This is a genomic window from Citrobacter sp. Cu096 (assembly GCF_030332285.1).
Lineage (GTDB): Bacteria > Pseudomonadota > Gammaproteobacteria > Enterobacterales > Enterobacteriaceae > Citrobacter > Citrobacter meridianamericanus.
The window spans coordinates 614,570-638,145 of the sequence record NZ_JAOWID010000030.1; the positions used below are offsets into that span (position 1 = coordinate 614,570).

General features: G+C 52.3%; 26 protein-coding genes and 1 other annotated feature. Of the genes, 11 read left to right on the top strand and 15 right to left on the bottom strand.

Annotated features, from left to right (window positions below):
• Positions 1 to 51: 51 nt before the first annotated feature.
• From hisIE to hisL, 9 genes are all read right to left on the bottom strand, one after another.
• Positions 52 to 663: a bifunctional phosphoribosyl-AMP cyclohydrolase/phosphoribosyl-ATP diphosphatase HisIE gene (gene hisIE / locus OGX99_RS17160; RefSeq protein WP_003838954.1), complete on the bottom strand. Its 612-nt coding sequence runs from the start codon at positions 661 to 663 to the stop codon at positions 52 to 54.
• The gene (gene hisF, locus OGX99_RS17165; protein WP_019077116.1) at positions 657 to 1,433 is read right to left on the bottom strand and encodes an imidazole glycerol phosphate synthase subunit HisF; all 777 of its coding nucleotides are present in this window, start codon (positions 1,431 to 1,433) and stop codon (positions 657 to 659) included. The genes hisIE and hisF overlap by 7 nt, the downstream gene beginning before the upstream one ends.
• Complete coding sequence (gene hisA / locus OGX99_RS17170; protein WP_151224688.1) at positions 1,415 to 2,152, bottom strand: 1-(5-phosphoribosyl)-5-[(5-phosphoribosylamino)methylideneamino]imidazole-4-carboxamide isomerase; 738 nt, start codon at positions 2,150 to 2,152, stop codon at positions 1,415 to 1,417. The genes hisF and hisA overlap by 19 nt, the downstream gene beginning before the upstream one ends.
• Entirely contained in the window at positions 2,152 to 2,742 is a 591-nt protein-coding gene (hisH, locus tag OGX99_RS17175; RefSeq protein WP_003844282.1) for an imidazole glycerol phosphate synthase subunit HisH, read from the bottom strand. Before hisH ends, hisA begins: the two co-directional genes overlap by 1 nt.
• Positions 2,742 to 3,809: a bifunctional histidinol-phosphatase/imidazoleglycerol-phosphate dehydratase HisB gene (gene hisB, locus OGX99_RS17180; RefSeq protein ID WP_286544374.1), complete on the bottom strand. Its 1,068-nt coding sequence runs from the start codon at positions 3,807 to 3,809 to the stop codon at positions 2,742 to 2,744. Before hisB ends, hisH begins: the two co-directional genes overlap by 1 nt.
• The gene (gene hisC / locus OGX99_RS17185) at positions 3,806 to 4,885 is read right to left on the bottom strand and encodes a histidinol-phosphate transaminase (RefSeq protein ID WP_286544377.1); all 1,080 of its coding nucleotides are present in this window, start codon (positions 4,883 to 4,885) and stop codon (positions 3,806 to 3,808) included. Before hisC ends, hisB begins: the two co-directional genes overlap by 4 nt.
• The gene (gene hisD, locus OGX99_RS17190; protein ID WP_187252211.1) at positions 4,882 to 6,186 is read right to left on the bottom strand and encodes a histidinol dehydrogenase; all 1,305 of its coding nucleotides are present in this window, start codon (positions 6,184 to 6,186) and stop codon (positions 4,882 to 4,884) included. Before hisD ends, hisC begins: the two co-directional genes overlap by 4 nt.
• A gap of 5 nt (positions 6,187 to 6,191) precedes the next feature.
• Positions 6,192 to 7,091, bottom strand: a complete 900-nt coding sequence (gene hisG, locus OGX99_RS17195; RefSeq protein WP_003030161.1) for an ATP phosphoribosyltransferase — start codon at positions 7,089 to 7,091, stop codon at positions 6,192 to 6,194.
• Between the two features lie 44 nt (positions 7,092 to 7,135).
• Positions 7,136 to 7,258 (bottom strand) — a sequence feature (His leader region).
• Positions 7,234 to 7,281 (bottom strand): his operon leader peptide, encoded by a 48-nt coding sequence (gene hisL, locus OGX99_RS17200; protein WP_100250077.1) that lies wholly within the window; start codon positions 7,279 to 7,281, stop codon positions 7,234 to 7,236. It overlaps the preceding feature by 25 nt.
• Positions 7,282 to 7,456: 175 nt before the next feature.
• On the opposite strand from hisL, the gene OGX99_RS17205 reads away from it, so the two are divergent.
• The 4 genes from OGX99_RS17205 (at position 7,457) to plaP (ending at position 10,882) form a co-directional block, all read left to right on the top strand.
• On the top strand, positions 7,457 to 8,281 hold the full coding sequence (locus OGX99_RS17205) for an SDR family oxidoreductase (RefSeq protein ID WP_187252212.1): 825 nt from the start codon (positions 7,457 to 7,459) through the stop codon (positions 8,279 to 8,281).
• Between the two features lie 40 nt (positions 8,282 to 8,321).
• The gene (locus OGX99_RS17210) at positions 8,322 to 9,251 is read left to right on the top strand and encodes a LysR family transcriptional regulator (RefSeq protein WP_151219737.1); all 930 of its coding nucleotides are present in this window, start codon (positions 8,322 to 8,324) and stop codon (positions 9,249 to 9,251) included.
• Between the two features lie 217 nt (positions 9,252 to 9,468).
• On the top strand, positions 9,469 to 9,531 hold the full coding sequence (gene yoeI, locus OGX99_RS23815; protein ID WP_099045591.1) for a membrane protein YoeI: 63 nt from the start codon (positions 9,469 to 9,471) through the stop codon (positions 9,529 to 9,531).
• Entirely contained in the window at positions 9,521 to 10,882 is a 1,362-nt protein-coding gene (gene plaP / locus OGX99_RS17215; protein WP_151219736.1) for a putrescine/proton symporter PlaP, read from the top strand. Before yoeI ends, plaP begins: the two co-directional genes overlap by 11 nt.
• A gap of 59 nt (positions 10,883 to 10,941) precedes the next feature.
• On the opposite strand, the gene sbcB is transcribed toward plaP, so the two are convergent.
• Positions 10,942 to 12,366, bottom strand: coding sequence for an exodeoxyribonuclease I (sbcB, locus tag OGX99_RS17220; RefSeq protein ID WP_151224686.1), 1,425 nt, complete (start codon positions 12,364 to 12,366; stop codon positions 10,942 to 10,944).
• A 398-nt stretch (positions 12,367 to 12,764) separates the two neighbouring features.
• Between sbcB and phsA the strand changes: the two genes are divergently transcribed.
• From phsA to OGX99_RS17255, 7 genes are all read left to right on the top strand, one after another.
• Entirely contained in the window at positions 12,765 to 15,038 is a 2,274-nt protein-coding gene (gene phsA, locus OGX99_RS17225; RefSeq protein WP_286544380.1) for a thiosulfate reductase PhsA, read from the top strand.
• A gap of 14 nt (positions 15,039 to 15,052) precedes the next feature.
• Positions 15,053 to 15,631, top strand: a complete 579-nt coding sequence (gene phsB / locus OGX99_RS17230) for a thiosulfate reductase electron transport protein PhsB (RefSeq protein WP_151219734.1) — start codon at positions 15,053 to 15,055, stop codon at positions 15,629 to 15,631.
• A complete protein-coding gene (gene phsC, locus OGX99_RS17235) occupies positions 15,628 to 16,401 on the top strand; it encodes a thiosulfate reductase cytochrome B subunit (RefSeq protein WP_252837715.1) in 774 nt (257 codons plus the stop codon). The genes phsB and phsC overlap by 4 nt, the downstream gene beginning before the upstream one ends.
• 133 nt (positions 16,402 to 16,534) lie before the next feature.
• Positions 16,535 to 17,707, top strand: coding sequence for a serine-type D-Ala-D-Ala carboxypeptidase DacD (dacD, locus tag OGX99_RS17240; RefSeq protein ID WP_187252215.1), 1,173 nt, complete (start codon positions 16,535 to 16,537; stop codon positions 17,705 to 17,707).
• A gap of 123 nt (positions 17,708 to 17,830) precedes the next feature.
• The gene (gene sbmC, locus OGX99_RS17245) at positions 17,831 to 18,298 is read left to right on the top strand and encodes a DNA gyrase inhibitor SbmC (RefSeq protein WP_286544389.1); all 468 of its coding nucleotides are present in this window, start codon (positions 17,831 to 17,833) and stop codon (positions 18,296 to 18,298) included.
• Positions 18,299 to 18,384: 86 nt separating this feature from the next.
• Positions 18,385 to 19,443, top strand: coding sequence for an FUSC family protein (locus OGX99_RS17250; protein ID WP_210904618.1), 1,059 nt, complete (start codon positions 18,385 to 18,387; stop codon positions 19,441 to 19,443).
• A 237-nt stretch (positions 19,444 to 19,680) separates the two neighbouring features.
• Positions 19,681 to 20,016, top strand: coding sequence for a DUF496 family protein (locus OGX99_RS17255; RefSeq protein ID WP_103771301.1), 336 nt, complete (start codon positions 19,681 to 19,683; stop codon positions 20,014 to 20,016).
• Positions 20,017 to 20,056: 40 nt separating this feature from the next.
• Here OGX99_RS17255 and OGX99_RS17260 read toward each other — a convergent pair whose 3' ends face one another.
• The 5 genes from OGX99_RS17260 to pduT form a co-directional block, all read right to left on the bottom strand.
• Positions 20,057 to 20,923, bottom strand: coding sequence for an L-threonine kinase (locus OGX99_RS17260; protein WP_286544393.1), 867 nt, complete (start codon positions 20,921 to 20,923; stop codon positions 20,057 to 20,059).
• Between the two features lie 92 nt (positions 20,924 to 21,015).
• The gene (locus tag OGX99_RS17265; RefSeq protein WP_151224682.1) at positions 21,016 to 22,230 is read right to left on the bottom strand and encodes an acetate/propionate family kinase; all 1,215 of its coding nucleotides are present in this window, start codon (positions 22,228 to 22,230) and stop codon (positions 21,016 to 21,018) included.
• Positions 22,215 to 22,667, bottom strand: a complete 453-nt coding sequence (gene pduV, locus OGX99_RS17270; protein WP_151224681.1) for a propanediol utilization protein PduV — start codon at positions 22,665 to 22,667, stop codon at positions 22,215 to 22,217. Before pduV ends, OGX99_RS17265 begins: the two co-directional genes overlap by 16 nt.
• Positions 22,668 to 22,670: 3 nt before the next feature.
• Positions 22,671 to 23,021 carry a propanediol utilization microcompartment protein PduU gene (gene pduU / locus OGX99_RS17275; protein ID WP_032939586.1) on the bottom strand — a complete coding sequence of 117 codons (351 nt, stop codon included), beginning with the start codon at positions 23,019 to 23,021 and terminating at the stop codon, positions 22,671 to 22,673.
• On the bottom strand, positions 23,021 to 23,575 hold the full coding sequence (pduT, locus tag OGX99_RS17280; protein WP_151224680.1) for a propanediol utilization microcompartment protein PduT: 555 nt from the start codon (positions 23,573 to 23,575) through the stop codon (positions 23,021 to 23,023). The genes pduU and pduT overlap by 1 nt, the downstream gene beginning before the upstream one ends.
• Between the last annotated feature and the right edge of the window lies 1 nt (position 23,576).

The following is a 23,576-nucleotide window of genomic DNA, read 5'->3' on the forward strand; positions in this document are numbered from 1 at the left end:
GCTCATCTCCATAAAAAAACCGGGCTTGCCCGGTTTTTTTACATCCACAAATTACTGATGTCTTTTGCGTAAATTCTCAATCACCGTTGTCAGGTCAAGGTCCTGATCCTGCAGCAGCACCAGCAGGTGATACATCAGATCAGAGGCTTCGTTTGTCAGCTCAAAGCGGTCGTTCACCGTCGCAGCCAGCGCGGTTTCTACGCCTTCTTCACCCACTTTCTGTGCGATGCGTTTGGTGCCGCTGGCATACAGTTTCGCGGTGTAGGAACTGGCTGGGTCAGCGGTTTTACGTTCGGCCAGCAGTTGCTCAAGCTGATACAGGAACAGCCACTGGTGGCTGGCGTCGCCAAAGCAGCTTGAAGTGCCTTTATGGCAGGTCGGGCCAATCGGGTTAACCAGCACTAGCAGAGTGTCGTTGTCGCAGTCAGGCGCAATGCTCACCACATTCAGGAAGTGACCTGAGGTCTCTCCTTTGGTCCACAGGCGCTGCTTGGTCCGCGAGAAAAAGGTCACTTTGCCGCTTTCGAGCGTTTTATCCAGCGCTTCCGGGTTCATATAACCCAGCATCAGCACCTCACCGGAAACCGCATGCTGCACGACGACTGGCATCAGCCCGTCGGTTTTTTCCCAGTCCAGCTCGCGGCATTGTTGCTTCGTTAACATATCCTGATCTCCACGCCCTGTGTTGCCAGGTACGCTTTTAATTCGCCAATATTGATAATTTGTTTGTGGAAGACGGAGGCGGCAAGCGCGCCGTCAACGTCGGCATCCCGGAAGGCTTCGAGAAAGTGTTCCATGGTGCCCGCGCCGCCGGAGGCAATCAGCGGGACGTGGCAAACGTCACGTACTTTTTTCAACTGTTCCAGGTCATAACCGTTACGTACGCCGTCCTGATTCATCATGTTCAGGACGATTTCGCCCGCGCCGCGTTTTTGGACTTCCTGCACCCAGTCCAGTGTTTCCCACTGCGTGACGCGGGTACGGCTTTCATCTCCGGTATACTGATTAACGTGATATTTGCCGGTTTCGGCGTCATACCACGTATCAATGCCTACCACGATACACTGCACGCCAAAGCGGTCAGCCAGACGAGTGATAAGCTCCGGTTCGGCCAGCGCCGGGGAGTTGATGGAGATTTTATCCGCCCCGAAGGAGAGGATGCGCGCCGCATCGTCGATGGACTTAATCCCGCCGGCAACGCAGAACGGAATATCGATCACTTCCGCCACGCGTGATACCCAGCTTTTATCCACTACGCGGCCATCGCTGGAAGCGGTGATATCGTAAAACACCAGTTCATCAGCACCTTCATCCGCATAGCGTTTTGCCAGCGGGACAATGTCGCCAATAATCTCATGATTGCGGAACTGTACGCCTTTTACGACCTGCCCATCACGGACGTCCAGGCAAGGAATTATGCGTTTTGCCAGCATTGGATGGCCTCCTCAACGGTGAACTTACCTTCCAGCAGCGCGCGTCCGACGATCACGCCGCGTACGCCGGTTCCGCGCAGGGCGGCTACGTCATCAATGCCACCAATACCGCCAGATGACTGAAACGCCACCTGTGGATATTTGGCACACACTTCTTCATAAAGCGCGACGTTTGAGCCAGCCAGCGTACCGTCACGGGAAATATCGGTGCACAGCACGTGTTTCAGGCCGACGGGTAAATAGGTCTCAACCAGTTCCTCCAGAGAAACTCCGGAATCCTCCTGCCAGCCGCTGACTGCTACCTGTTTATTACCGCGCTCGTCAATTCGAACGTCCAGCGCCAGCACCAGCGCGTCGGCGCCAAAACGGGCAAACCAGCTCTTGACGACTTCGGGAGATTTTACCGCCGTCGAACCCACCACTACGCGCGCGACGCCAGCGTCAAGCAGCGCTTCAACATCCGCTTCGGTACGTACGCCGCCGCCAACCTGCACCGGAACGTTGACACCAGCGACCAGCGTTTTAATAAGCGGGATCTGGCGCTGCGCAGGGTCTTTTGCACCGGTTAAATCAACAAGATGCAGTACCTCAGCACCCTGGGCGGCGTAATCCTGCAAACGGGGGAGAGGATCGTTGCCGTAATCACGTTGCGTTGAGTAATCGCCCTGATGAAGACGCACTACCGTGCCGTCGATTAAATCTAATGCCGGAATAATCATTACATCTCCAGAAAGTTTTTCAGCAACTGCGCTCCAGCCGCGCCCGAACGTTCAGGGTGGAACTGCACGCCAAAGAAATTGTCCTTTTGTACTGCCGCGGTAAATGGCTCGCCGTAATGACACTGGGCGATGGTCCACGGGTTCACCGGCATAGCATAGCTGTGTACAAAGTAGAAATACGCACCATCTTCAATGCCCTGGAACAGACGATTTCCCGCCTGAGGATAGACACGATTCCAGCCCATATGCGGCAGCGGCAGACCGAAATCGGTCATCTTCGGGACGTCTTGCTCAATAATGCCCAGCAGGGATACGCCGTTACTCTCTTCGCTGCGACGGCCAAGCAGTTGCATGCCTAAGCAGATCCCCAGCACCGGTTGCGTACAGGCTTTGATCAGCTCAATCAGTTCACGCTCGTGCAACTGGTCCATCGCCGCCTGGGCGGTACCGACGCCTGGCAGAAACAGCTTATCGGCTCGCAGCACCACGTCAGGGTCGCGGCTGACAACCGGGTCGTATCCATGGCGCGCGACGGCGGATTTTACTGAGTGCAGGTTGGCGCAGCCGGTGTCCAGAATCACTACGTCCATTACAGCACTCCTTTTGAGGAGGGCAGTGTGTCGCCTTCGACGCGAATCGCCTGGCGCAACGTACGACCAAAGGCTTTAAACAGACTTTCCACTCTGTGGTGGTCATTTTTCCCTTTGGTTTTCAGGTGCAAGGTGACGCCCATGGTGTAAGAGAGTGAACGGAAGAAGTGTTCGATCATCTCTGTACTCAGATCGCCAACGCGCTGATAGGTAAACTCTGCGCGATATTCCAGGTGCGGGCGGCCGGAGATATCCAGTGCGCAACGCGCCAGGCACTCGTCCATCGGCAGCACAAAACCAAAACGGTTGATACCGCGTTTATCGCCTAATGCCAGTTTTAAGGCTTCACCCAGCGCCAGACCGGTATCTTCTACGGTGTGGTGATCGTCAATATACAGATCGCCCTTAACGGCTATCTCCATGCGAAAACCGCCGTGGGTGGCGATTTGATCCAGCATATGGTCAAAGAATCCCACGCCTGTGTTGATTTTGCTTTGACCTTCGCGGTCCAGCCAGACTTTGACGTCAATCTGCGTTTCTTTGGTATTACGCTCAACGTGCGCGTAGCGGTCACGTTTGGTCAACTGCTCGCCGATCATCACCCAGTTCAGGGTATCGGGGTGATAGCGTAATCCGCGAATGCCCATGTTTTCGGCGAGCTGAATATCGGTCGCCCGGTCGCCAATCACATAGCTGTTTGCGACGTCCATAGCTTGCTCAACCAGATACTGCTCGACCAGCTTCACTTTTGGCTTACGGCAATCGCACTCGTCCGCTGGCAGGTGCGGACAGATAAGTACCTCATCAAATGCGACGCCCTGAGAGGTGAATATTTGCATCATCAGGTTATGCGGACCGTCAAAATCGGCCTGCGGGAAACTTTGCGTGCCAAGCCCATCCTGGTTCGTAATCATTACCAGCTTAAAGCCGGCTTTTTGCAGCTTGAGCAAAACGGGAACGACGTCCGGCTCGAAGGCGAGCTTGTCAAAGCGATCGACCTGAAAGTCACTTGGCGGTTCGGAAATCAGGGTTCCATCACGGTCAATAAAAAGATACTTCTGGCTCATACTTGCTCCGCACGTAAAGCGTCAATGACGCGCTGGCTCTCTTCACGGGTTCCGACAGTTATTCGCAGGCAGCCGCTTAACGAAAGTTGTTTATTCTGATCTCGTAAGATAATGCCCTGATCCCACAAAGATTTAAATACGCTGCTTGAGGCAGTGAAGCGCGCCAGAACATAGTTGGTTTCAGACTCGAAAACCTGCTCTACACAGCGAATTGTTTTCAGGTTTTCCACCAGGTACTGACGTTCTTCCAGGATCTGTTCTACGCGTTGGCGCATGGCGGAAATCCCCTGCGGCGTCAGTGCCTGGGCGGCGATATCCGCTACTGGCGTAGAGAGCGGGTAGGGGGCAATCACCTTTAACAACAGATTGATAACCTCTTCATTCGCCAGCGTAAACCCACAGCGTAAACCGGCGAGCGCAAACGCTTTGGACAGGGTTCGCAGTACCACCAGATGTGGGTACTCAGCCAGCCATCCTGCCAGCGTGGCCTGCGGACAAAATTCAATATAGGCTTCATCAGCGACCACAATGGCTTTTCCCTGCGCCATTTCGAGCAGTGAACGCAGATCCTGTGGGTTAATCAGCTGACCCGTTGGGTTATTGGGGCTGCATACGTAGACCACCTTCACGCCATCAAGCTTGTCCGCGATGCCTTGCAAATCCAGTTGCCAGTTATCAAGGGTCGGGACGGTGCGGCATTCAACACCAATCGTTTCAGCGCTGACGCTGTACATGCCGTAAGTCGGCGGACAGTAGAGAATGGCATCTTTACCGGGTTCGCAAAACGCGCGCACCAACAGTTCGATCCCTTCATCTGCACCGCGGCTGACCAACACCTGTTCCGGTTTGACGCCGGCATACTGCGCGTAATTCTCAATTACAGCTTTCGGTTGACATTCCGGATAGCGGTTTAGCGTCTGCTGAGTGAGCCGGAACTCAACGGCGGTTGGGTACTCATTGGCATTGAGCCAGACGTCGCCGTTACCGCCAAGACGACGGGCAGACTGATAGGGCGTTAACTCGCGAACATTCTTCCGGGCTAAATCAGTGACGCTGAGAAAGTTGTCAGTACTCATGCTTGCTCCTTCAGGGCGTTAACGCGCAGGGTAACGGCATTTTTGTGGGCTGTCAGGCGCTCAGCAGCGGCCAGTGTTTCAATAGTTGAGGCCAGGGCAGAGAAACCTTGAGGGGTTAATTCCTGCACGGTCATCCGTTTCTGGAAATCTGCCAGACCCAGGCTTGAGCAGGTCGCGGTATAGCCGTAGGTCGGTAAAACGTGGTTGGTGCCGGAAGCATAGTCGCCTGCAGATTCTGGCGACCAGTCGCCGAGGAACACCGAACCGGCGCTGGTGATATCATCAACCAGTTCACGCGCGTTACGGGTCTGAATAATCAGGTGCTCCGGACCGTAGGCGTTAGAAATGGCCACGCACTGTTCAAGATCTTTGGCGATAATCAGTCGGCTGGCGGCGAGCGCCTGACGTGCGGTGTCGGCGCGGGAAAGCTCAGCCAGCTGGCGTTCAACGGCTTCGGCAACACCTTCGGCAAGCGTCGCGTCGGGCGTCAGCAGGATCACTTGTGAGTCGGGGCCGTGTTCAGCCTGAGAAAGCAGGTCGGAGGCGACAAAATCCGGCGTCGCGCCGCTGTCAGCGATAACCAGCACTTCGGACGGGCCAGCAGGCATGTCGATGGCCGCGCCGTCAAGACGTTGGCTGACCTGGCGTTTTGCTTCGGTCACATACGCATTGCCCGGCCCAAAGATTTTATCGACCTTAGGAATGGATTCGGTACCCAGCGCCAGCGCGGCAACGGCCTGCGCACCGCCGACGTTAAATACCTCTTTTACGCCACACAGCTGCGCGGCATAAAGGATTTCATCGGCAATCGGCGGCGGCGAGCACAGCACTACTTTTTTGCAGCCCGCGATGCGCGCCGGGGTTGCCAGCATCAGCACCGTAGAAAACAGCGGTGCAGAACCGCCGGGAATATACAGACCCACGGAGGCGATGGGACGAGTCACCTGCTGGCAGCGAACGCCAGGCTGAGTTTCGATATCCACCGGCGGCAGGATCTGCGCGGTGTGGAAGGCATCAATATTACGCACCGCCGCTTGCATGGCTTGCTTCAGTTCGTCGCTCAGGCGATTGCTGGCCTGCTGAATTTCTTCCTCGGTGACGCGTAGCGCGCCGACCTCGGTTTTATCAAACTTCGCGCTGTATTCTCGCAGTGCCTGGTCGCCGTTGTTTTTGACGTTTTCAAGGATCTCGGCCACCGTGCGGCTGATGCTGTCAGAGGCGGAAATCGCCGGACGCATCAGCAGCTCTCGTTGCTGCTCGGGGCTACAGCTATTCCAGTCAATCAGGGTATTGAAGCTCATGGCTATCACTCCATCATCTTCTCAATTGGCAGCACCAGAATTGAGCTGGCACCGAGCGCTTTCAGTTTTTCCATCGTTTCCCAGAACAGAGTTTCGCTGCTGACCATGTGCATGGCAACGCGCTGCTGATCACCGGCCAGTGGCAGAATGGTTGGGCGCTCAGCGCCAGGCAGCAGAGCGATAACTTCATCCAGACGCTCGCTCGGCGCGTGCATCATGATGTATTTCGATTCACGAGCCTGAATAACGCCCTGAATACGGGTCAGCAATTTGTCGATTAGCTGTTGCTTGGCGTCGGCCATTTCGCCATCACGCTGAATCAGGCAGGCTTTAGAGCGGTAAATGACTTCCACTTCACGCAGACCGTTGGCCTCAAGCGTCGCGCCGGTTGACACCAGATCGCAAATCGCATCAGCCAGGCCTGCGCGGGGGGCGACTTCGACTGAACCGTTTAGCAGACAGGATTTAAACGACACCCCTTTTTGATCGAGATAACGTTTGAGCAGGTGTGGGTAAGAGGTCGCGATACGTTTACCGTTCAGCGCAGCCGGGCCATCCCAGGCTTCATCAACCGGGGTTGCCAGCGAAAGACGGCAGCCGCCGAAGTCCAGACGACGCAGGGTAAAATAGCGAGGATCTTCACCTTGTGCCCGGCGGTTGAGCAATTCCTCTTCGAGAACGTTTTCCCCGATGATGCCGAGGTCAACAACGCCATCCATCACCAGACCCGGGATATCGTCATCACGTACGCGCAGAATATCAATCGGCATGTTCTCCGCCATCGCAATCAGGCGCTGGGTGTGAAGATTAATTTTAATGCCGCAACGGGCCAGTAATTCGCGTGAATCATCGCTTAAGCGGCCGGATTTCTGCATAGCTATGCGTAAACGGGTGTTGTCTAACATTCTTTATTCCTCGTTATCCTGTCTGAATCAGTTGGGTCACGCACAAAAAAAAGCCCCCGGAAGAAATCTTCCGGGGGCTTTCTCATACGCTCATGCACCGCTGGAAGATTTAAATGTCTCCCAGCACACATCGCCTGAAAGACTAGTCAGGATGATGGTGATGATGGTGTTTAAATTGAGCGCGTGTCATAAATTTTCTCGATGAATGTTTATTCATTTGATGTCTTTTAACCTAAACCACTTTAGCTACGGAAAGCAAGGGCTTTTTTTTGATCATTAATTCATTTCATATTGATACTATGAATTGTCAGTCGTCGTGGGCTAGCGTAGCCTTGCGTTATAGGCCAAAAGTTAGGAGAGAAGGCATGAAAAAGGTCGCAATTGTCGGTTTAGGTTGGTTAGGCATGCCGTTAGCCATGTCGCTGGCGGCGAGAGGCTGGCAGGTTACCGGCAGCAAAACCACATTAGATGGGGTGGAGGCGGCCCGCATGAGCGGTATCGAGAGCTATTTGCTGCGCCTTGAGCCTGAACTGGTCTGCGAGGCAGACGATCTCGACGCACTGATGGACGTTGATGCGCTGGTGATTACGCTGCCTGCGCGTCGTAGCGGTCCTGGCGAGGCCTTTTACCTTCAGGCTATGCAGGAGCTGGTCGACAGTGCGCTGGCGTACCGTATCCCGAGAATTATTTTTACCAGTTCGACATCGGTCTATGGCGATGTGCAGGGTACCGTGAAAGAAGGGACGTCGCGTAACCCGGTCACGGCGAGCGGTCGTGTTCTGAAAGAACTTGAAGACTGGCTGCACAATTTACCTGGCACGTCGGTGGATATCTTGCGCCTGGCCGGGCTTGTCGGCCCGGGGAGACATCCCGGTCGTTTTTTTGCTGGCAAGACTGCGCCAGATGGGCACCATGGGGTCAATCTGGTGCATCTGGATGATGTGGTTTCTGCTATCACATTACTGCTGCAAGCGCCTAAAGGGGGACACATCTATAATATATGTGCGCCTATGCATCCGGCGCGTAACGTGTTCTATCCGCAGATGGCTCGTCAGTTGGGGATGGAGCCGCCGGAATTTCGCGGCAGTGAGGATAACGGTAAAGGTAAAGTCATTGATGGCAACCGGATTTGTAATGAGCTTGGGTTTGAGTACCAGTATCCCGACCCGCTGGTGATGCCGATGGAGTGACAGACCAGCAGAGTGCCGCTGATACCGCAAGGGGGCGAGTATGAAACCACTGCTGGACGTTCTTATCATCCTCGATGCGTTAGAAAAAGAGGGCAGCTTCGCAGCGGCGTCGGCAAAATTGTTCAAGACGCCGTCAGCGCTTAGCTATACCGTCCATAAGCTGGAAAGTGATCTTAATATTCAGCTACTCGATCGCAGCGGACATCGGGCCAGGTTCACCCGCACAGGGCAGATGCTACTGGAAAAGGGACGGGAGGTGTTGCACACCGTCCGTGAACTTGAAAAGCAGGCGATTAAACTGCACGAAGGTTGGGAGAATGAACTGGTCATTGGCGTAGATGATACGTTTCCCTTTTCACTTCTGGCCCCGCTCATCGAATCTTTCTATCAACACCACAGTGTGACGCGCCTGAAATTTATCAACGGCGTGCTGGGTGGCTCATGGGAAGCCCTCACACAGGGGCGGGCGGATATTATTGTCGGTGCCATGCATGAACCGCCTTCCGCGAGCGAGTTTGGTTTTGCGCGACTAGGGATTCTGGAACAGGTGTTCGTGGTTGCGCCGCATCATCCGCTGGCGCAGGAGCAGGAGCCGTTAAATCGTCGCACCATTCGGCGTTTTCGCGCCATTGTGGTGGGCGACAATACGCAACATGCCAACGCCTCGGGCTCGCAGGTGCTGGACGATCAGGAAGCCATTACCGTTTTTGACTTTAAAACCAAGCTGGAACTGCAAATCAGCGGCCTGGGATGTGGCTATATTCCGCGCTATCTGGCGCAGCGTTTTTTGGAGAGTGGCGCGCTGATTGAGAAAAAAGTGGTCGCGCAAAATATCTTTGAGCCCGTGTGGATCGGTTGGAATGAACAGACCGCCGGGTTGGCTAGTGCCTGGTGGCGGGATGAGATTTTAGCAAATAGTGCGATCGCTGGGGTGTACGTTAAAGCGGCTGCTGATAAATCAAGCGGTTAAGAAAAAATATTCTTTTGTAGTGGCTTCAATCTCTTGTTATTTCTCTCCAAATTAGTGCAAAATACGCCGCTTGCAAAAAATGACATTAACCGACGTTTTCATACGCGTCGGTTATTTTTTTGCATCAAACCAATCATTCATAAAAGAGGCCGGGCTTCGTACCGGATAGATACTTACTTAAAAATCGACAGTTGTTGTCGCTGAGGATTAACAAAAAATGGGGCAATTTTTTGCTTACGCGACGGTTTTCGCCGTAATGGGGGATAACCATGTCGCATAACGCTACTCCAAACACCTCTCGCGTGGAATTACGTAAAACGCTTACGCTGGTTCCGGTTGTCATGATGGGCCTTGCCTATATGCAGCCGATGACGCTGTTCGATACATTCGGTATCGTATCAGGAATGACCGATGGTCACGTCCCGACAGCTTACGCCTTTGCACTGATAGCCATCCTCTTTACCGCTCTGAGCTACGGTAAACTGGTGCGTCGCTATCCGTCTGCAGGCTCTGCCTACACTTACGCCCAGAAATCCATTAGCCCGACCGTTGGCTTTATGGTGGGATGGTCATCACTGCTGGACTACCTGTTCGCACCGATGATCAACATTCTGTTGGCGAAAATCTATTTTGAAGCTCTGGTGCCGTCGATACCGTCATGGATATTCGTGGTGGCGCTGGTGGCCTTTATGACCGCCTTTAACCTGCGCAGCCTTAAATCCGTTGCTAATTTCAACACCGTCATCGTGTTGTTGCAGGTGGTGCTAATTGCGGTGATCCTCGGCATGGTCATTTATGGCGTGTTCGAAGGTGAAGGTGCTGGTACGCTGGCGAGCAGCCGTCCGTTCTGGTCAGGTGATGCGCATGTGATCCCGATGATCACGGGGGCGACTATTCTGTGCTTCTCGTTCACCGGTTTTGACGGTATCAGCAACCTGTCAGAAGAAACCAAAGACGCTGAACGCGTGATCCCGCGTGCGATTTTCCTGACCGCGCTGATTGGTGGCCTGATCTTTATCGTCTCCACTTATCTGTTGCAGCTGTACTTCCCGGACATCTCGCGCTTCAAGGATCCAGACGCTTCGCAGCCGGAAATCATGCTGTACGTTGCTGGTAAGTTCTTCCAGGTTGGTGCGCTGATTTTCTCTACCATTACCGTACTGGCGTCCGGTATGGCGGCACATGCAGGCGTAGCGCGTCTGATGTACGTGATGGGTCGTGACGGTGTATTCCCGAAAAGTTTCTTCGGTTACGTACACCCGAAATGGCGTACTCCGTCCATGAACATCATTCTGGTTGGTGCGATTGCTCTGTTGGCAATCAACTTCGACCTGGTGATGGCGACTGCGCTGATTAACTTTGGTGCGTTGGTGGCGTTTACCTTCGTTAACCTGTCGGTGATCTCCCAGTTCTGGATCCGTGAGAAGCGTAACAAGACGCTGAAAGACCACTTCCAGTATCTGTTCCTGCCAATGTGCGGTGCGCTGACCGTTGGCGCGCTGTGGGTAAACCTGGAAGAGAGTTCAATGGTTCTGGGCCTGATTTGGGCCGCTATTGGTCTGATCTATCTGGCCTGCGTGACCAAAAGCTTCCGCAACCCGGTGCCGCAGTACGACGAAGATATCGCGTAATCACTGCGTTTATCTGAAAAAAAACGGAGACATGTTCTCCGTTTTTTTATACGTGGGATTTACACAATCTCTTGCGCATACTGCCAGAGTGATTTCAGTAGCATCAGTTTTTCTTTGTTATCGGCATATTGCTGGCTCAGCAACTGCAATTCATTGGCGTAATTTTGTAAAAACTCCGGCGTGAACACCTGACGACGATGGTCCAGCCAGCGCTGCTGCTCGGCTTCATCCAGTGTTCCGGGGAAGTTACGGGCACGGTAGTTAAACAGCAACTTTTCAATGCGTTTATCGACAAAAGAGATATCCAGAGCCGGTAAATTACGCGGTTCTGTTTCCAGAACGATTTTCATCGCTGCGCGGTCGGCATCGCTGAAAAAACCGTTATACAGCTGGGCGTCTACGTTATCGGATGGCGCAAAGGGTTCCGCCTCGGCAAAGATAGCCACTACTTTGTCGCGTACCTGCGGGTTTTCGCGCAGAACTTTGAGATTATCAAGACAATGCTGGCGGTTAATGCCCAGTCGATCGGCATCTTCCGGGCGCAGCGTATTCGCCTGGGCCAGTACTGGGCACTTGTTGATGTGCACCAGTTTAACCGGTACGGCTGGGTTATCACCCAGATCTGCCTTCGCCGTGTAGAGCCGTTCACGCAGCGCGTCGCTGTCCAGGTCAAGTAGCGGTGAAATATCACCGGCCAGGTCAACCATAATCACCGCGTTGCGATTCTCCGGGTGCCAGGCCAATGGCGCTACCCAACTGGTATTGCCGCGCCACGCGCCGAACATTCCTGAAACATGAACCAGCGGCTTCATTTGCGGGACATCAATCAGTGCGGCCAGCTTGTGCTTATTGCGATGGCTGAAGAGATATTCAAACAAACGCGGCTGACGTGATTTAACTAATTGCGCCATTGCAATCGTGGCATACACGTCGGCCATCGCATCGTGAGCATTCGCATGCTCGATACCATTAGCTTTGGTCAAATGCTCCAGGCGAAAGCTGGGTAAGCCATCGTCGTTTTCCGGCCAGTTAATGCCTTCAGGACGCAGGGCATAGCAGGCGCGCATCACGTCCAGGAGATCCCAGCGCGAATTGTCGTTCTGCCAGCTCCAGGCATAGGGATCGTAGAAATTGCGATACAGGATGTTACGCGTCACCTCATCGTCGAAGCGCACGTTGTTATAGCCGAGAATACAAGTTTTCGGCACGGTGAACAGAGTGTGTATGCGCGCTGCAAAAGCGGCTTCATTCTCTCCCTTTTCCCGTGCTTCCTGCGGCGTAATGCCGGTAATCAACACTGCCTCAGGCTGCGGCAGATAGTCGTCTGCGGGTTTGCAATAAAAGACTTCAGGTTCGCCGATAATGTTGAAATCGCTATCTGTGCGGATAGCCGCAAATTGCGCGGGTCTGTCCAGTGCCGGATGAGTACCAAAGGTCTCGTAATCGTGGAAGAGAAAAGTCGGGTGCTGCTTGCCGTCATTCATTGTTTGGTTATGTCCGGGATCAATTTAGCGCTCATCTAAGAATACCAAAAAAGAGCAAGGTAATCAGCAATGCGATTATCGATGCTGAATGGTGTACGCAATAAAATTGAGGTGAACAGGATTTTAATAGAATTGATTAATAAGTTTTGCACTATTAAAGGAAATTACTGGAATAAATTTTCTGAAAGTTATTAGCTGCTAAATAATATAAATGAGAACTGTTATTGTTATTTTTCGCTGATTTGTTGGATTCTGGGGATTTTAAAATTCTTTTGTAAACAAGGGCTTTTATTTTGTCCGATTAGCTGACCAACATTGTAATAAAATGTGAGTGAGGTTAAAAATTAATAATTTAAACGCCATATAATCATTGGATATATCTAATAACAGGAGGTTATATGAGCATTAGTCGGCGTAATTTTTTGCGAGGAGTAGGTATAGGTTGCTCTGCCTGCGCGATAGGAAGTTTTCCGCCAGGCGCACTGGCGCGAAATTCTCCGGAGCGCATTAAGGGGAAAACATCCCTGACGCCAAGTTTGTGTGAAATGTGTTCTTATCGTTGCCCGATACAGGCACAGGTGATTAATAACAAAACGGTTTTTATTCAAGGGAATCCTAATGCGCCTCAACAAGGCACGCGTGTCTGCGCGCGCGGAGGCAGCGGTGTTAGTCTGGTCAACGACCCGCACCGTATTGTTAAACCCATGAAACGCACAGGACCTCGCGGGAGCGGAGAATGGCAGGTTATTAGCTGGCAACAGGCTTACAAAGAAATTGCCGAAAAAATGACGGCAATAAAAACACAGCATGGTCCTCAGGGCGTCGTGTTTTCTTCTAAATCCGGTTCGCTTTCAGGGCATTTATTTCACCTGGCGACGGCTTTCGGATCGCCAAACACCTTTACGCACGCGTCGACATGCCCGGCCGGAAAATCGATTGCCGCCAAAGTGATGATGGGCGGCGATTTGGCCATGGATATCGCCAATACTCGTTATATGGTCTCTTTTGGTCACAACCTCTATGAAGGGATTGAGGTTGCCGAAACGCATGAATTGATGGCCGCGCAGGAAAAGGGCGCAAAAATGGTCAGCTTCGATCCCCGACTGTCCGTCTTCTCCAGCAAGGCGGATGAATGGCATGCGCTCAAGCCGGGCGGCGACTTGCCGGTGCTGATGGCCATGTGTCACGTCATGATCAATGAAAAACTGTATGACGCGGACTTCGTTACGCGCTACACCACAGGGTTTGACCAACTGGCAGAAGCAGTACAAGAGACCACGCCGGAATGGGCGCAAAAGCAAGCTGATGTTCCTGCTGATGTCATTGTTCGGGTCACCCGGGAAATGGCTGCCTGCGCGCCGCATGCTATCGTTAGCCCGGGCCATCGTGCGACGTTTTCACAAGAAGAAATTGATATGCGACGTATGATTTTCAGCCTTAATGCGTTGCTGGGAAATGTTGAGCGTGAGGGGGGCTTGTACCAGAAAAAAGCCGCGGCGACCTACAATAAACTTGCCGGTGAGAAGGTTGCTCCAGTGCTGGCAAAACCCGATGCCAAATTACCCAAACCCACGGCCCAGCGCATCGATCTGGTTGCTCCGCAATTCAAGTACATCGCGGTGGGCGGTGGCGTGGTGCAAAGCATTATCGACGCCGTGTTAAACCAGACTCCTTATCCGGTGAAAGGCTGGATCATGTCCCGCCATAATCCTTTCCAGACCGTGACCTGCCGACCTGATCTGGTCAAAACCGTTGAACAACTCGATCTGGTGGTAAGCTGCGATGTCTATTTAAGCGAAAGCGCGGCATATGCTGACTATCTGTTACCCGAATGCACCTACCTTGAACGCGATGAAGAAATCTCTGACATGTCGGGCCTGAATCCAGCGTATGCCCTGCGTCAGCAGGTTGTAGAGCCTATAGGTGATGCGCGTCCGAGTTGGCAAATCTGGAAAGAACTGGCTGTGCAATTAGGCCTTGGGCAGTTCTACCCCTGGCAGGACATGCAGACACGGCAGTTGTACCAGCTTAATGGCGATCATGCGCTGTCTGCTGAACTGCGTGAGAAAGGATATCGGGAGTGGGGTGTTCCGCTGCTGCTACGTGAACCTGAAGCGGTGCGTCAGTTTGTGGCGCGTTATCCGGGGGCGGTGGCGGTTGACAGCGACGGGACCTATGGTGAGCAACTGCGCTTTAAATCCCCATCTGGCAAAATTGAACTCTACTCTGAAGAGCTTGAAGCGCTTCTGCCTGGCTACGGCATTCCGCGAGTCCGCGATTTTGCGCTCAAAGGCGACAATGAACTCTATTTCATTCAAGGGAAAGTGGCGGTTCACACCAACGGCGCGACGCAATATGTGCCACTGCTTAGCGAGTTGATGTGGGACAACGCAGTGTGGATCCACCCGCAAACAGCTCGTGAAAAAGGCATTAAAAGCGGTGATGGGATTTGGCTGGAGAATGCGACCGGTAAAGAAAAAGGTAAAGCGCTGGTCACCGCCGGAATTCGGCCCGATACGCTGTTTGTTTATATGGGATTTGGCGCCAAGGCGGGAGCCAAAACAGCGGCGACGACGCACGGTATACACTGCGGTAATTTGCTGCCACATGTTACCAGTCCGGTTTCCGGTACGGTGGTGCACACCGCTGGCGTTACGCTTCGTCGGGCATGAGAAAGGAGAACATCATGAATCAAGCAACAAACCCTTATGTCATGCTGCATGACGAGAAACGCTGTATTGGTTGTCAGGCGTGTACGGTCGCCTGCAAAGTACTCAATGACGTACCGGAAGGATATAGCCGCTTACAGGTGCAGATCCGTTCACCCGAACATGAACCTGAGGTCCTGTCCCACTTCCAGTTTGTTCGTGTTTCTTGCCAGCATTGTGAAGATGCTCCGTGCGTCAGCGTCTGTCCGACCGGAGCTTCATTTCGTGATGAAAATGGCATAGTGCAAGTGGATAAGTCTCGCTGTATTGGCTGCGACTACTGTGTTGCCGCTTGTCCGTTCCATGTTCGTTACCTTAACCCGCAAACAGGGATTGCCGACAAATGTAACTTCTGCGCAGATACTCGCCTGGAAAGTGGTCAGTCACCTGCCTGCGTTTCTGTTTGTCCGACGGATGCGCTGAAGTTTGGCCGTCGCGATGACCCGGAAATTCAGCACTGGATAAATCAAAAAGAGGTTTATCGCCAGCAGGATACGCGTAGTGGCCCGGTAAGTGTCTATCGGCGTAAAGAGATCCATCAGGAGGGTAATGTATGAATTCTATCTGGGGAGCAGAGCTTCACTATACGCCGGACTACTGGCCGCTGTGGCTTATTTACGCAGGCGTAGTTATTGTGTTGATGATTGCAGGTCTGGTCACGCACGCGCTGTTACGTCGAATGTTGGCACCCAAAACGGCAACTGGGGAAGAACATCGGGACTATCTCTATTCGCTGGCGGTCCGCCGTTGGCACTGGGGCAACGCGCTGCTCTTTATCCTGCTTCTGCTGAGCGGTATGTTTGGCCACTTCTCTGTCGGACCGGTGGCATTGATGGTGCAGGTACATACCTGGTGTGGCTTTGCATTGCTGGCATTCTGGATTGGCTTTGTGTTAATAAACGCAACCAGCGGCAACGGTTGTCATTATCGCGTGAAGTTTAACGGGTTGATATCACGCTGCCTGCTGCAAACACGCTTTTATCTGTATGGCATCATGAAAGGTGAACCGCATCCGTTTGCCGCAACGGCAGAGGATAAATTCAACCCGCTGCAGCAGTTGGCCTACCTGGTCATCATGTACGCGCTGGTTCCGCTGCTGATTATTACCGGGTTGTTATGCCTCTACCCGCAGGTGATCGGGGCGGGGCCGGTGATGCTGGTGCTGCATATGGCGTTAGCAATTGTGGGCTTATTGTTCATCTGCGCGCATATTTATCTGTGTACGTTGGGTGACACGCCAGGGCAAATTTTCCGCAGTATGATCGATGGCTATCATCGTCATCGCAGTCATCACGCAGAGACCGCGCCGCGTAAAGGCTCGTTCTAACTGATATATATCTCTGAAATCCTTTCCTGATAGCAAGAAAATGTGCCTTATGTCACATTTTCTTGCAATTTATCCAAGTTTGTTCGACAGAACTTCCGTAAAAAGAACGGCTATTTTTCCATTTCCTGAGGACATGCTGTTGAAACGCCGTTTGTTTGTTGCCGCTTCACTCTTTGCGATGAGTTTTTCGCCCGCGTACGCGACCGGGGTCGTGAGCTTTTCACCACAGCCTCCTGCAATTAATGCCGGAGCGTGGGTATTAATGGATTACACCACGGGCCAAATTCTGACAGCCGGTAATGAACACCAGCAGCGAAATCCTGCCAGTCTGACTAAGCTGATGACCGGCTATGTTGTTGATCGCGCCATCGACAGCAAGCGTATTAGTCCGACAGATATTGTGACCGTCGGGCGCGATGCCTGGGCAAAGGATAATCCGGTATTTGTGGGTTCATCTTTGATGTTCCTGAAGGCAGGGGATCGCGTTTCGGTACGCGACCTTAGCCGGGGGTTAATTGTAGATTCTGGAAATGATGCCTGTGTAGCACTGGCGGATTACATCGCCGGGGGACAGCCACAGTTTGTCGCGATGATGAACAACTATGCGCAAAAGCTTAACCTGCAGGACACCCATTTTGAAACGGTACATGGTCTGGATGCACCGGGTCAGCATAGCTCGGCGTACGACCTGGCCGTGCTGTCACGCGCCATCATCCACGGGGAACCAGATTTCTACCATATGTACAGTGAGAAAAGCCTTACCTGGAATGGAATCACGCAGCAAAACCGTAACGGCTTGTTGTGGGATAAAACCATGAACGTTGATGGACTGAAGACAGGGCATACGTCCGGCGCCGGATTTAATCTGATTGCTTCCGCCGTTGATGGACAGCGCCGCTTGATTGCGGTAGTGATGGGCGCGGAAAGTGCAAAAGGGCGCGAAGACCAGGCGCGTAAACTGCTGCAATGGGGGCAACACAACTTCGATACGGTACAGGTATTACGCAGTGGTAAGCAGGTTGGTACTGAGCGGATCTGGTATGGCGATAAAGAAAAGATCAGCCTTGGTACCGAGCAGGATTTCTGGATGGCCCTACCCAAAGCAGAAGTCCCTAATATCAAAGCAAAATATGTTCTTGATAAGAAAGAACTGGTCGCTCCAATCGCTGCGCATCAACGTGTGGGTGAAATTGAACTCTACGATCGGGATAAGCTGGTGGCGCATTGGCCTCTGGTGACGCTGGAGTCCGTTAACGAAGGCGGCGTTTTCTCGCGTCTGAGCGATTATTTCCATCATAAGGCGTAGTTTTTCCTGATGCGTCAGACTGGCAAGAGTGCGAATCTGCTCACATAATAATCACTATTTGCTTGTGGCCGACATACCTAAAAAATATACTGTATATAAACACAGTGTAGCGGTGGAGGTTGTATGGAGTACGAGATAAAGCAGGTCGAAAAACGCATGATTGCCGGTTTTCATATGGTTGGACCGTGGGAACAAACAGTTAAACAAGGCTTTGAGCAGTTAATGAAGTGGGTCGACGGTAAACAGATTGTTCCGTTGGAGTGGATTGCCGTGTATTACGACAACCCTGATGTTGTTCCAGCTGAAAAACTGCGCTGCGATACCGTCGTTTCTGTACCTGAAGGTTTTGTAATTCCAGAAAACAGCGAAGGCGTGATCCTCACCGAACTGGCTGGGGGCGACTACGCTGTTGCCGTAGCGCGCGTCCAAAATCACGATTTTGCGACGCCGTGGTACCAGTTCTTTGAGCGTTTAATGCAGGATACGACTTATTTGATAGCCGCTAAACCTTGTTTTGAAGTTTATTTGAACAATGGTATGGAGGACGGTTACTGGGATATTGAAATGTACGTCCCAGTCCAGTCGAAATAGCTGTATTTAGTGTAAATCAGGATGATGTTATTACTAAAAAAACAGGTACAATTCGCTTCTTTGCTATTCCCTGACGGAGTGCATGAGTGCGTGCAGATAAGTCACTGAGTCCTTTTGAAATTCGTTTGTATCGTCATTATCGTGTGGTGCACGGTATTCGCATTGCGTTGGCGTTTCTCCTTACTTTTCTGTTGGTTCGCCTGTTGAACATTCCTGAAGGTACATGGCCTCTGATCACGCTGGTGGTGATTATGGGGCCAATTTCTTTTTGGGGTAACGTCGTTCCCAGGGCTTTTGAGCGTATAGGCGGAACGATCCTCGGGTCGGTGCTTGGGTTGGTGGCTCTGCGTCTGGAACTCTTCTCGCTTCCGCTTATGTTGATATGGTGCGCGGTGGCGATGTTTCTCTGCGGCTGGCTGGCACTGGGTAAAAGGCCGTATCAGGCGCTGCTGATTGGCATAACGCTTGCTGTCGTAGTAGGCGCGCCCGCCGGGGATATGAATACGGCGTTATGGCGCGGTGGCGACGTGATTCTGGGATCGTTTCTGGCGATGCTGTTTACCGGTATCTGGCCGCAAAGGGCATTTATCCACTGGCGTATCCAACTGGCACATTGTGTAACGGGGTACAATCGGGTGTATCAGGCCGCGCTCTCCCCTAATCTGCTTGAGCAGCCAAGGCTGGAGAAGCATTTACAGCAGCTATTGACCGACGTGGTCAAAATGCGTGGGCTCATCGTTCCTGCCAGTAAAGAAACCCGCATTCAAAAATCCATCTTTGAGGCTATTCAGACCGTTAATCGCAACCTCGTTTGCATGCTTGAGTTGCAAATCAATGCGCTTTGGGCCAGTCGAACCAGCCACTTTGTCATGTTAAACGCGCATACTCTGCGAGAAACTCAGCTCAGGACGCAACAGGCGCTACTGACGATAACTCACGCTTTGTATGAAGGTAATCCGCAACCGGTGCTTGCTAACACAGAAAAGCTCAATGACACCGTGGCTGAACTGCGCCAGCTGATTGCCGAGCATAAAGGCGATAATGTCGCAGAAACGCCAATCCACGGCTACGTTTGGTTGAACATGGAAATGGCGCGACAACTGGAGTTACTCTCTCATTTAATTTGCCGCGCGTTGCGCAAATAAAGAGCAGATGAGGGGATCGGTTCTACTGCTGCTTCGATTCAGCAAAGATAAGAGGTATGATACTGAAAAGGCTAAAACCATTGGTAACTGTAATGGCGTTACCCTCGATAATTCAGGTTTCAACCAGGCATTGTCGATGCAGATGCAACTTGAAGTATGGCGGGCATGAAAGTAATGTTGACCCACTTTAGCCGTTGTTTTAACGAATCCGAATCTCACATTATCAGGGGTGTAAAAATGGAAACTACCAAGCCTTCTTTCCAGGACGTGCTGGAATTTGTTCGTCTGTTCCGTCGTAAAAACAAACTGCAACGTGAAATCCAGGACGTTGAGAAAAAGATCCGTGACAACCAGAAACGCGTCCTGCTGTTGGACAACCTGAGCGACTACATCAAGCCTGGTATGAGCGTGGAAGCTATTCAGGGCATTATCGCCAGTATGAAAAGCGATTATGAAGATCGTGTTGATGACTACATCATCAAAAATGCCGAGATCTCTAAAGAGCGTCGCGATATCTCTAAAAAGCTGAAAGCTATGGGTGAAGTGAAAAACACCGAAGCGAAAGCCGAGTAACGATTTTAAGCTTGTCCGGGTCGCTGCGGTGCGGCGACCCTTATTGCAGTTCGACCCCGCCAGTTACCATTCGCAACAAATGCTGTTGCGGCCAGTGAACCGTTAGCTTTTTCTGCGCCAGCATCCACTTAATGTAATCCACGTCATGGCGCGTTCTGTCCAGCATCAGCCCGACCACACTGCCGCTGTGCGCGACGTTGACACCGTATAAATCACATTCTTCAACCAGCGCTAATAGTGAATCAAAATCCGGTTTCGTCAACAGCAACTGGCTGGCGATTGCGCTAAGGGTAGCGGCTTCACCCAACCGGTAAGGATTTTGACTGACACAGGCTTCCTGTACTTTATCCCATGCCCGCCTGAGGGCCGCTGCTCCCGCCTGCAAGCCGGAATGCCGCGGAATACGGTGATAATCCGCGGTACGTAATGTTTCCGGACTTTCGAGAACCAGCAGATCAAGCTGAGGCTGTGATTCACAGCCAATTTGCGTGGAAGCGTCGTTATGGTCGAAAAGGGTTAGCTTACGAAAAACGGTGCTGTCGGTTGGCTCCAGCGAAACGCACAGCTGCGCCAGTGTTTGTTCGTTTAGCTGATGGCCCAGATAATGCGCCGTGGCGATAGCCGTGGCGGCAATATCCGCAGTACTGCTGGCCATCCCTTTAGCGACAGGAATGGTTGACTGAACATCAATACGGATATCCTGACTCATATGCGCCGGGTATTGCCAGTACTGCAACAACCTGTCAACCATCGCCCGGGAAAGTGGGCGTTCATCTGTCAGCGGTGAACCTGAACTGACCTCAACGGTGCTATACCATTCGACCGGGCAGGAGACCAGTTTCTCACTGCCCAGAATCCAGCCCTGGATTAGTTCTCCGCACGATGCGGGACATTGCGCAACAGCCACGTCTTCACCTTTATGATCGGTAATCCTCGGCGCATAGTGTCATGGCGATCGTGCTATTACCATGATTTGCCGCAATTTGCCGCGTCGCAATATTAAGCGGGAATGCCCAAGGTCACAGTTTCTGAAATCGCTAAACGCATCACGTCTTGCGCTATCATCAGCTCTTCGTTGGTATTAATTACCGCCACTTTAACCAGCGCATTTTCCGTTTGAATAAAGGTGGCGTTACGCTGATTTTTTTCTTCATCAACGGCCAGACCTAAGAAATTCAGGTTGTGACAAATTGCAGCGCGCGCCCGCGCTGAGTTCTCGCCAATTCCTCCGGTGAAGACCAACGCATCCAGCCCGCCCATCTGCATAATATAGCTGCCGATAGTGGCGCGAATCCGCTCGGCAAAAAGTGTTAACGCCAGTGCTGCCTGGTGATTGCCCGTATCTGCGGCATGTTCAACGTCACGGTAGTCGGGTGAAACACCAGAAACGCCGAGCAATCCAGACTCATTGTTAAGCAATTGGTTGAGCTGCTGCGGTGTTTTACCTTCACGCAGGGCAATCCACGGCAAAATGGATGGATCAATATCACCACTTCGCGTGCCCATCATGACACCAGACTGCGGCGTAAAGCCCATTGAGGTATTAACCGATTGCCCGCCTTTAATAGCGCAGATGCTGCTGCCGTTGCCAAGATGACAACAAACAACGCGCAAGGCGCTGAGCGGTACCCCCAGCTTTTCAGCAAGCTGAGCGCTGACGTATTTGTGACTGGTACCATGAAAACCATAACGTCGAATACCCAACTCAGCGTAGTAGCGCCAGGGCAGGGGATAGATGAAAGAGGGTTCATCAAGAGTCTGATGAAAAGCGGTGTCAAAAACGGCAACGGCCGGTGTGTTTGGCAGTAGCTGGCGAAATACTGCAATCCCCAACGCATTCACCGGATTATGCAGTGGTGCCAGTTCCGCAAGGCGTTCGATTTCCTTCAGCGTTTCATCGGTTACCCGCGCCGAATCTTTAAAAGATTCTCCGCCGTGCGCAACGCGATGACCAACGCCGTCGATCTCATCGAGGCTGCTGATTATATTGTGGCTGATAAGGTTTTCCAGTAGCAGCATTACAGCTTCACGATGATCGGCAACGGGCAATGTCTCCTGCCATTTTTGCGCTGGTGTTTTTAAGGTGATCTGCGCATCTGACATCCCAATTCGCTCAATAAGCCCCTGGCAGATCATTTCACCCTGCGGCATCGCCAGTAACTGAAACTTAAGTGAGGAGCTGCCCGCGTTAATGGCCATTATTTTGTGAGACATGACGGTTCCTTTGCATTCAGAAAAATGAACATCTCATTGACCCCGGTGTTCTCCAGTGCGCTGGTGACGAAAACTTTTTGCGCGCCAGCCTGAACCAGCCAACTCTCCACGAGAGAAATACGCTGTGGGCTGGCTAAATCGGCTTTGGTGACGAGGCCGATAACGGGTCGGTTCATTGGCCCCGTAAAACCTGGAGAAAAAGGTGACCACGGCGCGTCAGCATTGAGAACAAGCGCGATGATGTCTGCTTCACAGGCGCTGGCCAGCAGCGCGCTATACAGGCAGCGGTTTTCGAGATATTCACCTGGTGTGTCTATTGTTGTGGGAGACCAGACTATGGCCTGGGTCTTCTGATAGTGAAGCACCTCTCCCCGCATGCACTGCGTGAGTGATGTTTTACCGCATTGACTGGGACCAATTAGCATTATGCGTTTCATGAGTTACGTCCGGGTGATGGGACACGCGGTAAAACGCATCATTTCACCCAGCGTGCGGGTTACCTGCTTCAGCGCATACTCAACGGCGGAAACATCGCCCGTCAGTACCACTGCGCCAGTAAAACGGTCGAGAAAACCAATCTCTACCGCCCCGGACTTTGTGGCGATATCACAGGCGATAATGGAGGCTTCGCTAGGGGTAATCGTCAGAATACCGATGGCGGAGACTGAATCCTGTAGTCCCAGTTTCTTGAACAAATCCTTACCAGGATTGGCGATGAGATGCGCCAACGTGACCTGCTTGCCAGGAACATATTCCTGAATCATACGATCCGTGGTGGGTTGTCTTTCCATTATCCTTCCACCATTTGTCGCCACATGCTTTCATGTGGGCGAGGGATGACCGAGCGGTAAACCAGCAGACCTTTTTCACCCGCGCTTTCACTGGCAACCGTCACTGCGTTATTCACATCAGACACGTCGCCTGCGACAACCATGTAGCACTTGCCGCCAATACCAAATGCCATATGAACACGTACCAGCGTGACGTTGGAGGCTTTAACCGCACGGTCGGCGGCGCAGATGCAGGCCGCAACGCTCCATGTTTCAACAATGCCTACGGCCTGGCGCTTATCCACGCTGTTTAATCCACTAATCGCAGGAAGTACGCTGGGGTGAATGTTAGGCAGTACCAGACTGTCAACGAGCATATCACCAGCAAGAGAAGTGCCAGTGGCTATCGCCTGCTGAACTGCACCTACGTCACCCCCGAGCATGAGCAGAAATTTTCCCGGACAGATGGTTTTGCTTACCAGCAAATTCACATTCGCGCTTTTTAACATGGCATCACCAGCTTCCATTCCTTTGGCAATGCTGGTGAGTTCTAAAATCCCTATAGCCTGAGACATG

Coding starts and splice junctions, on each gene's coding strand:
- pduV (WP_151224681.1), bottom strand. CDS start 22,667: ATGAAACGCATAATGCTAATTGGTCCCAGTCAATGCGGTAAAACATCA.
- hisD (WP_187252211.1), bottom strand. CDS start 6,186: ATGAGCTTCAATACCCTGATTGACTGGAATAGCTGTAGCCCCGAGCAG.
- phsA (WP_286544380.1), top strand. CDS start 12,765: ATGAGCATTAGTCGGCGTAATTTTTTGCGAGGAGTAGGTATAGGTTGC.
- pduT (WP_151224680.1), bottom strand. CDS start 23,575: ATGTCTCAGGCTATAGGGATTTTAGAACTCACCAGCATTGCCAAAGGA.
- phsB (WP_151219734.1), top strand. CDS start 15,053: ATGAATCAAGCAACAAACCCTTATGTCATGCTGCATGACGAGAAACGC.
- pduU (WP_032939586.1), bottom strand. CDS start 23,021: ATGGAAAGACAACCCACCACGGATCGTATGATTCAGGAATATGTTCCT.
- sbcB (WP_151224686.1), bottom strand. CDS start 12,366: ATGAATGACGGCAAGCAGCACCCGACTTTTCTCTTCCACGATTACGAG.
- hisA (WP_151224688.1), bottom strand. CDS start 2,152: ATGATTATTCCGGCATTAGATTTAATCGACGGCACGGTAGTGCGTCTT.
- OGX99_RS17205 (WP_187252212.1), top strand. CDS start 7,457: ATGAAAAAGGTCGCAATTGTCGGTTTAGGTTGGTTAGGCATGCCGTTA.
- hisG (WP_003030161.1), bottom strand. CDS start 7,091: ATGTTAGACAACACCCGTTTACGCATAGCTATGCAGAAATCCGGCCGC.
- plaP (WP_151219736.1), top strand. CDS start 9,521: ATGTCGCATAACGCTACTCCAAACACCTCTCGCGTGGAATTACGTAAA.
- sbmC (WP_286544389.1), top strand. CDS start 17,831: ATGGAGTACGAGATAAAGCAGGTCGAAAAACGCATGATTGCCGGTTTT.
- hisH (WP_003844282.1), bottom strand. CDS start 2,742: ATGGACGTAGTGATTCTGGACACCGGCTGCGCCAACCTGCACTCAGTA.
- OGX99_RS17255 (WP_103771301.1), top strand. CDS start 19,681: ATGGAAACTACCAAGCCTTCTTTCCAGGACGTGCTGGAATTTGTTCGT.
- hisC (WP_286544377.1), bottom strand. CDS start 4,885: ATGAGTACTGACAACTTTCTCAGCGTCACTGATTTAGCCCGGAAGAAT.
- hisB (WP_286544374.1), bottom strand. CDS start 3,809: ATGAGCCAGAAGTATCTTTTTATTGACCGTGATGGAACCCTGATTTCC.
- hisIE (WP_003838954.1), bottom strand. CDS start 663: ATGTTAACGAAGCAACAATGCCGCGAGCTGGACTGGGAAAAAACCGAC.
- phsC (WP_252837715.1), top strand. CDS start 15,628: ATGAATTCTATCTGGGGAGCAGAGCTTCACTATACGCCGGACTACTGG.
- hisF (WP_019077116.1), bottom strand. CDS start 1,433: ATGCTGGCAAAACGCATAATTCCTTGCCTGGACGTCCGTGATGGGCAG.
- dacD (WP_187252215.1), top strand. CDS start 16,535: ATGCTGTTGAAACGCCGTTTGTTTGTTGCCGCTTCACTCTTTGCGATG.
- OGX99_RS17265 (WP_151224682.1), bottom strand. CDS start 22,230: ATGTCTCACAAAATAATGGCCATTAACGCGGGCAGCTCCTCACTTAAG.
- OGX99_RS17210 (WP_151219737.1), top strand. CDS start 8,322: ATGAAACCACTGCTGGACGTTCTTATCATCCTCGATGCGTTAGAAAAA.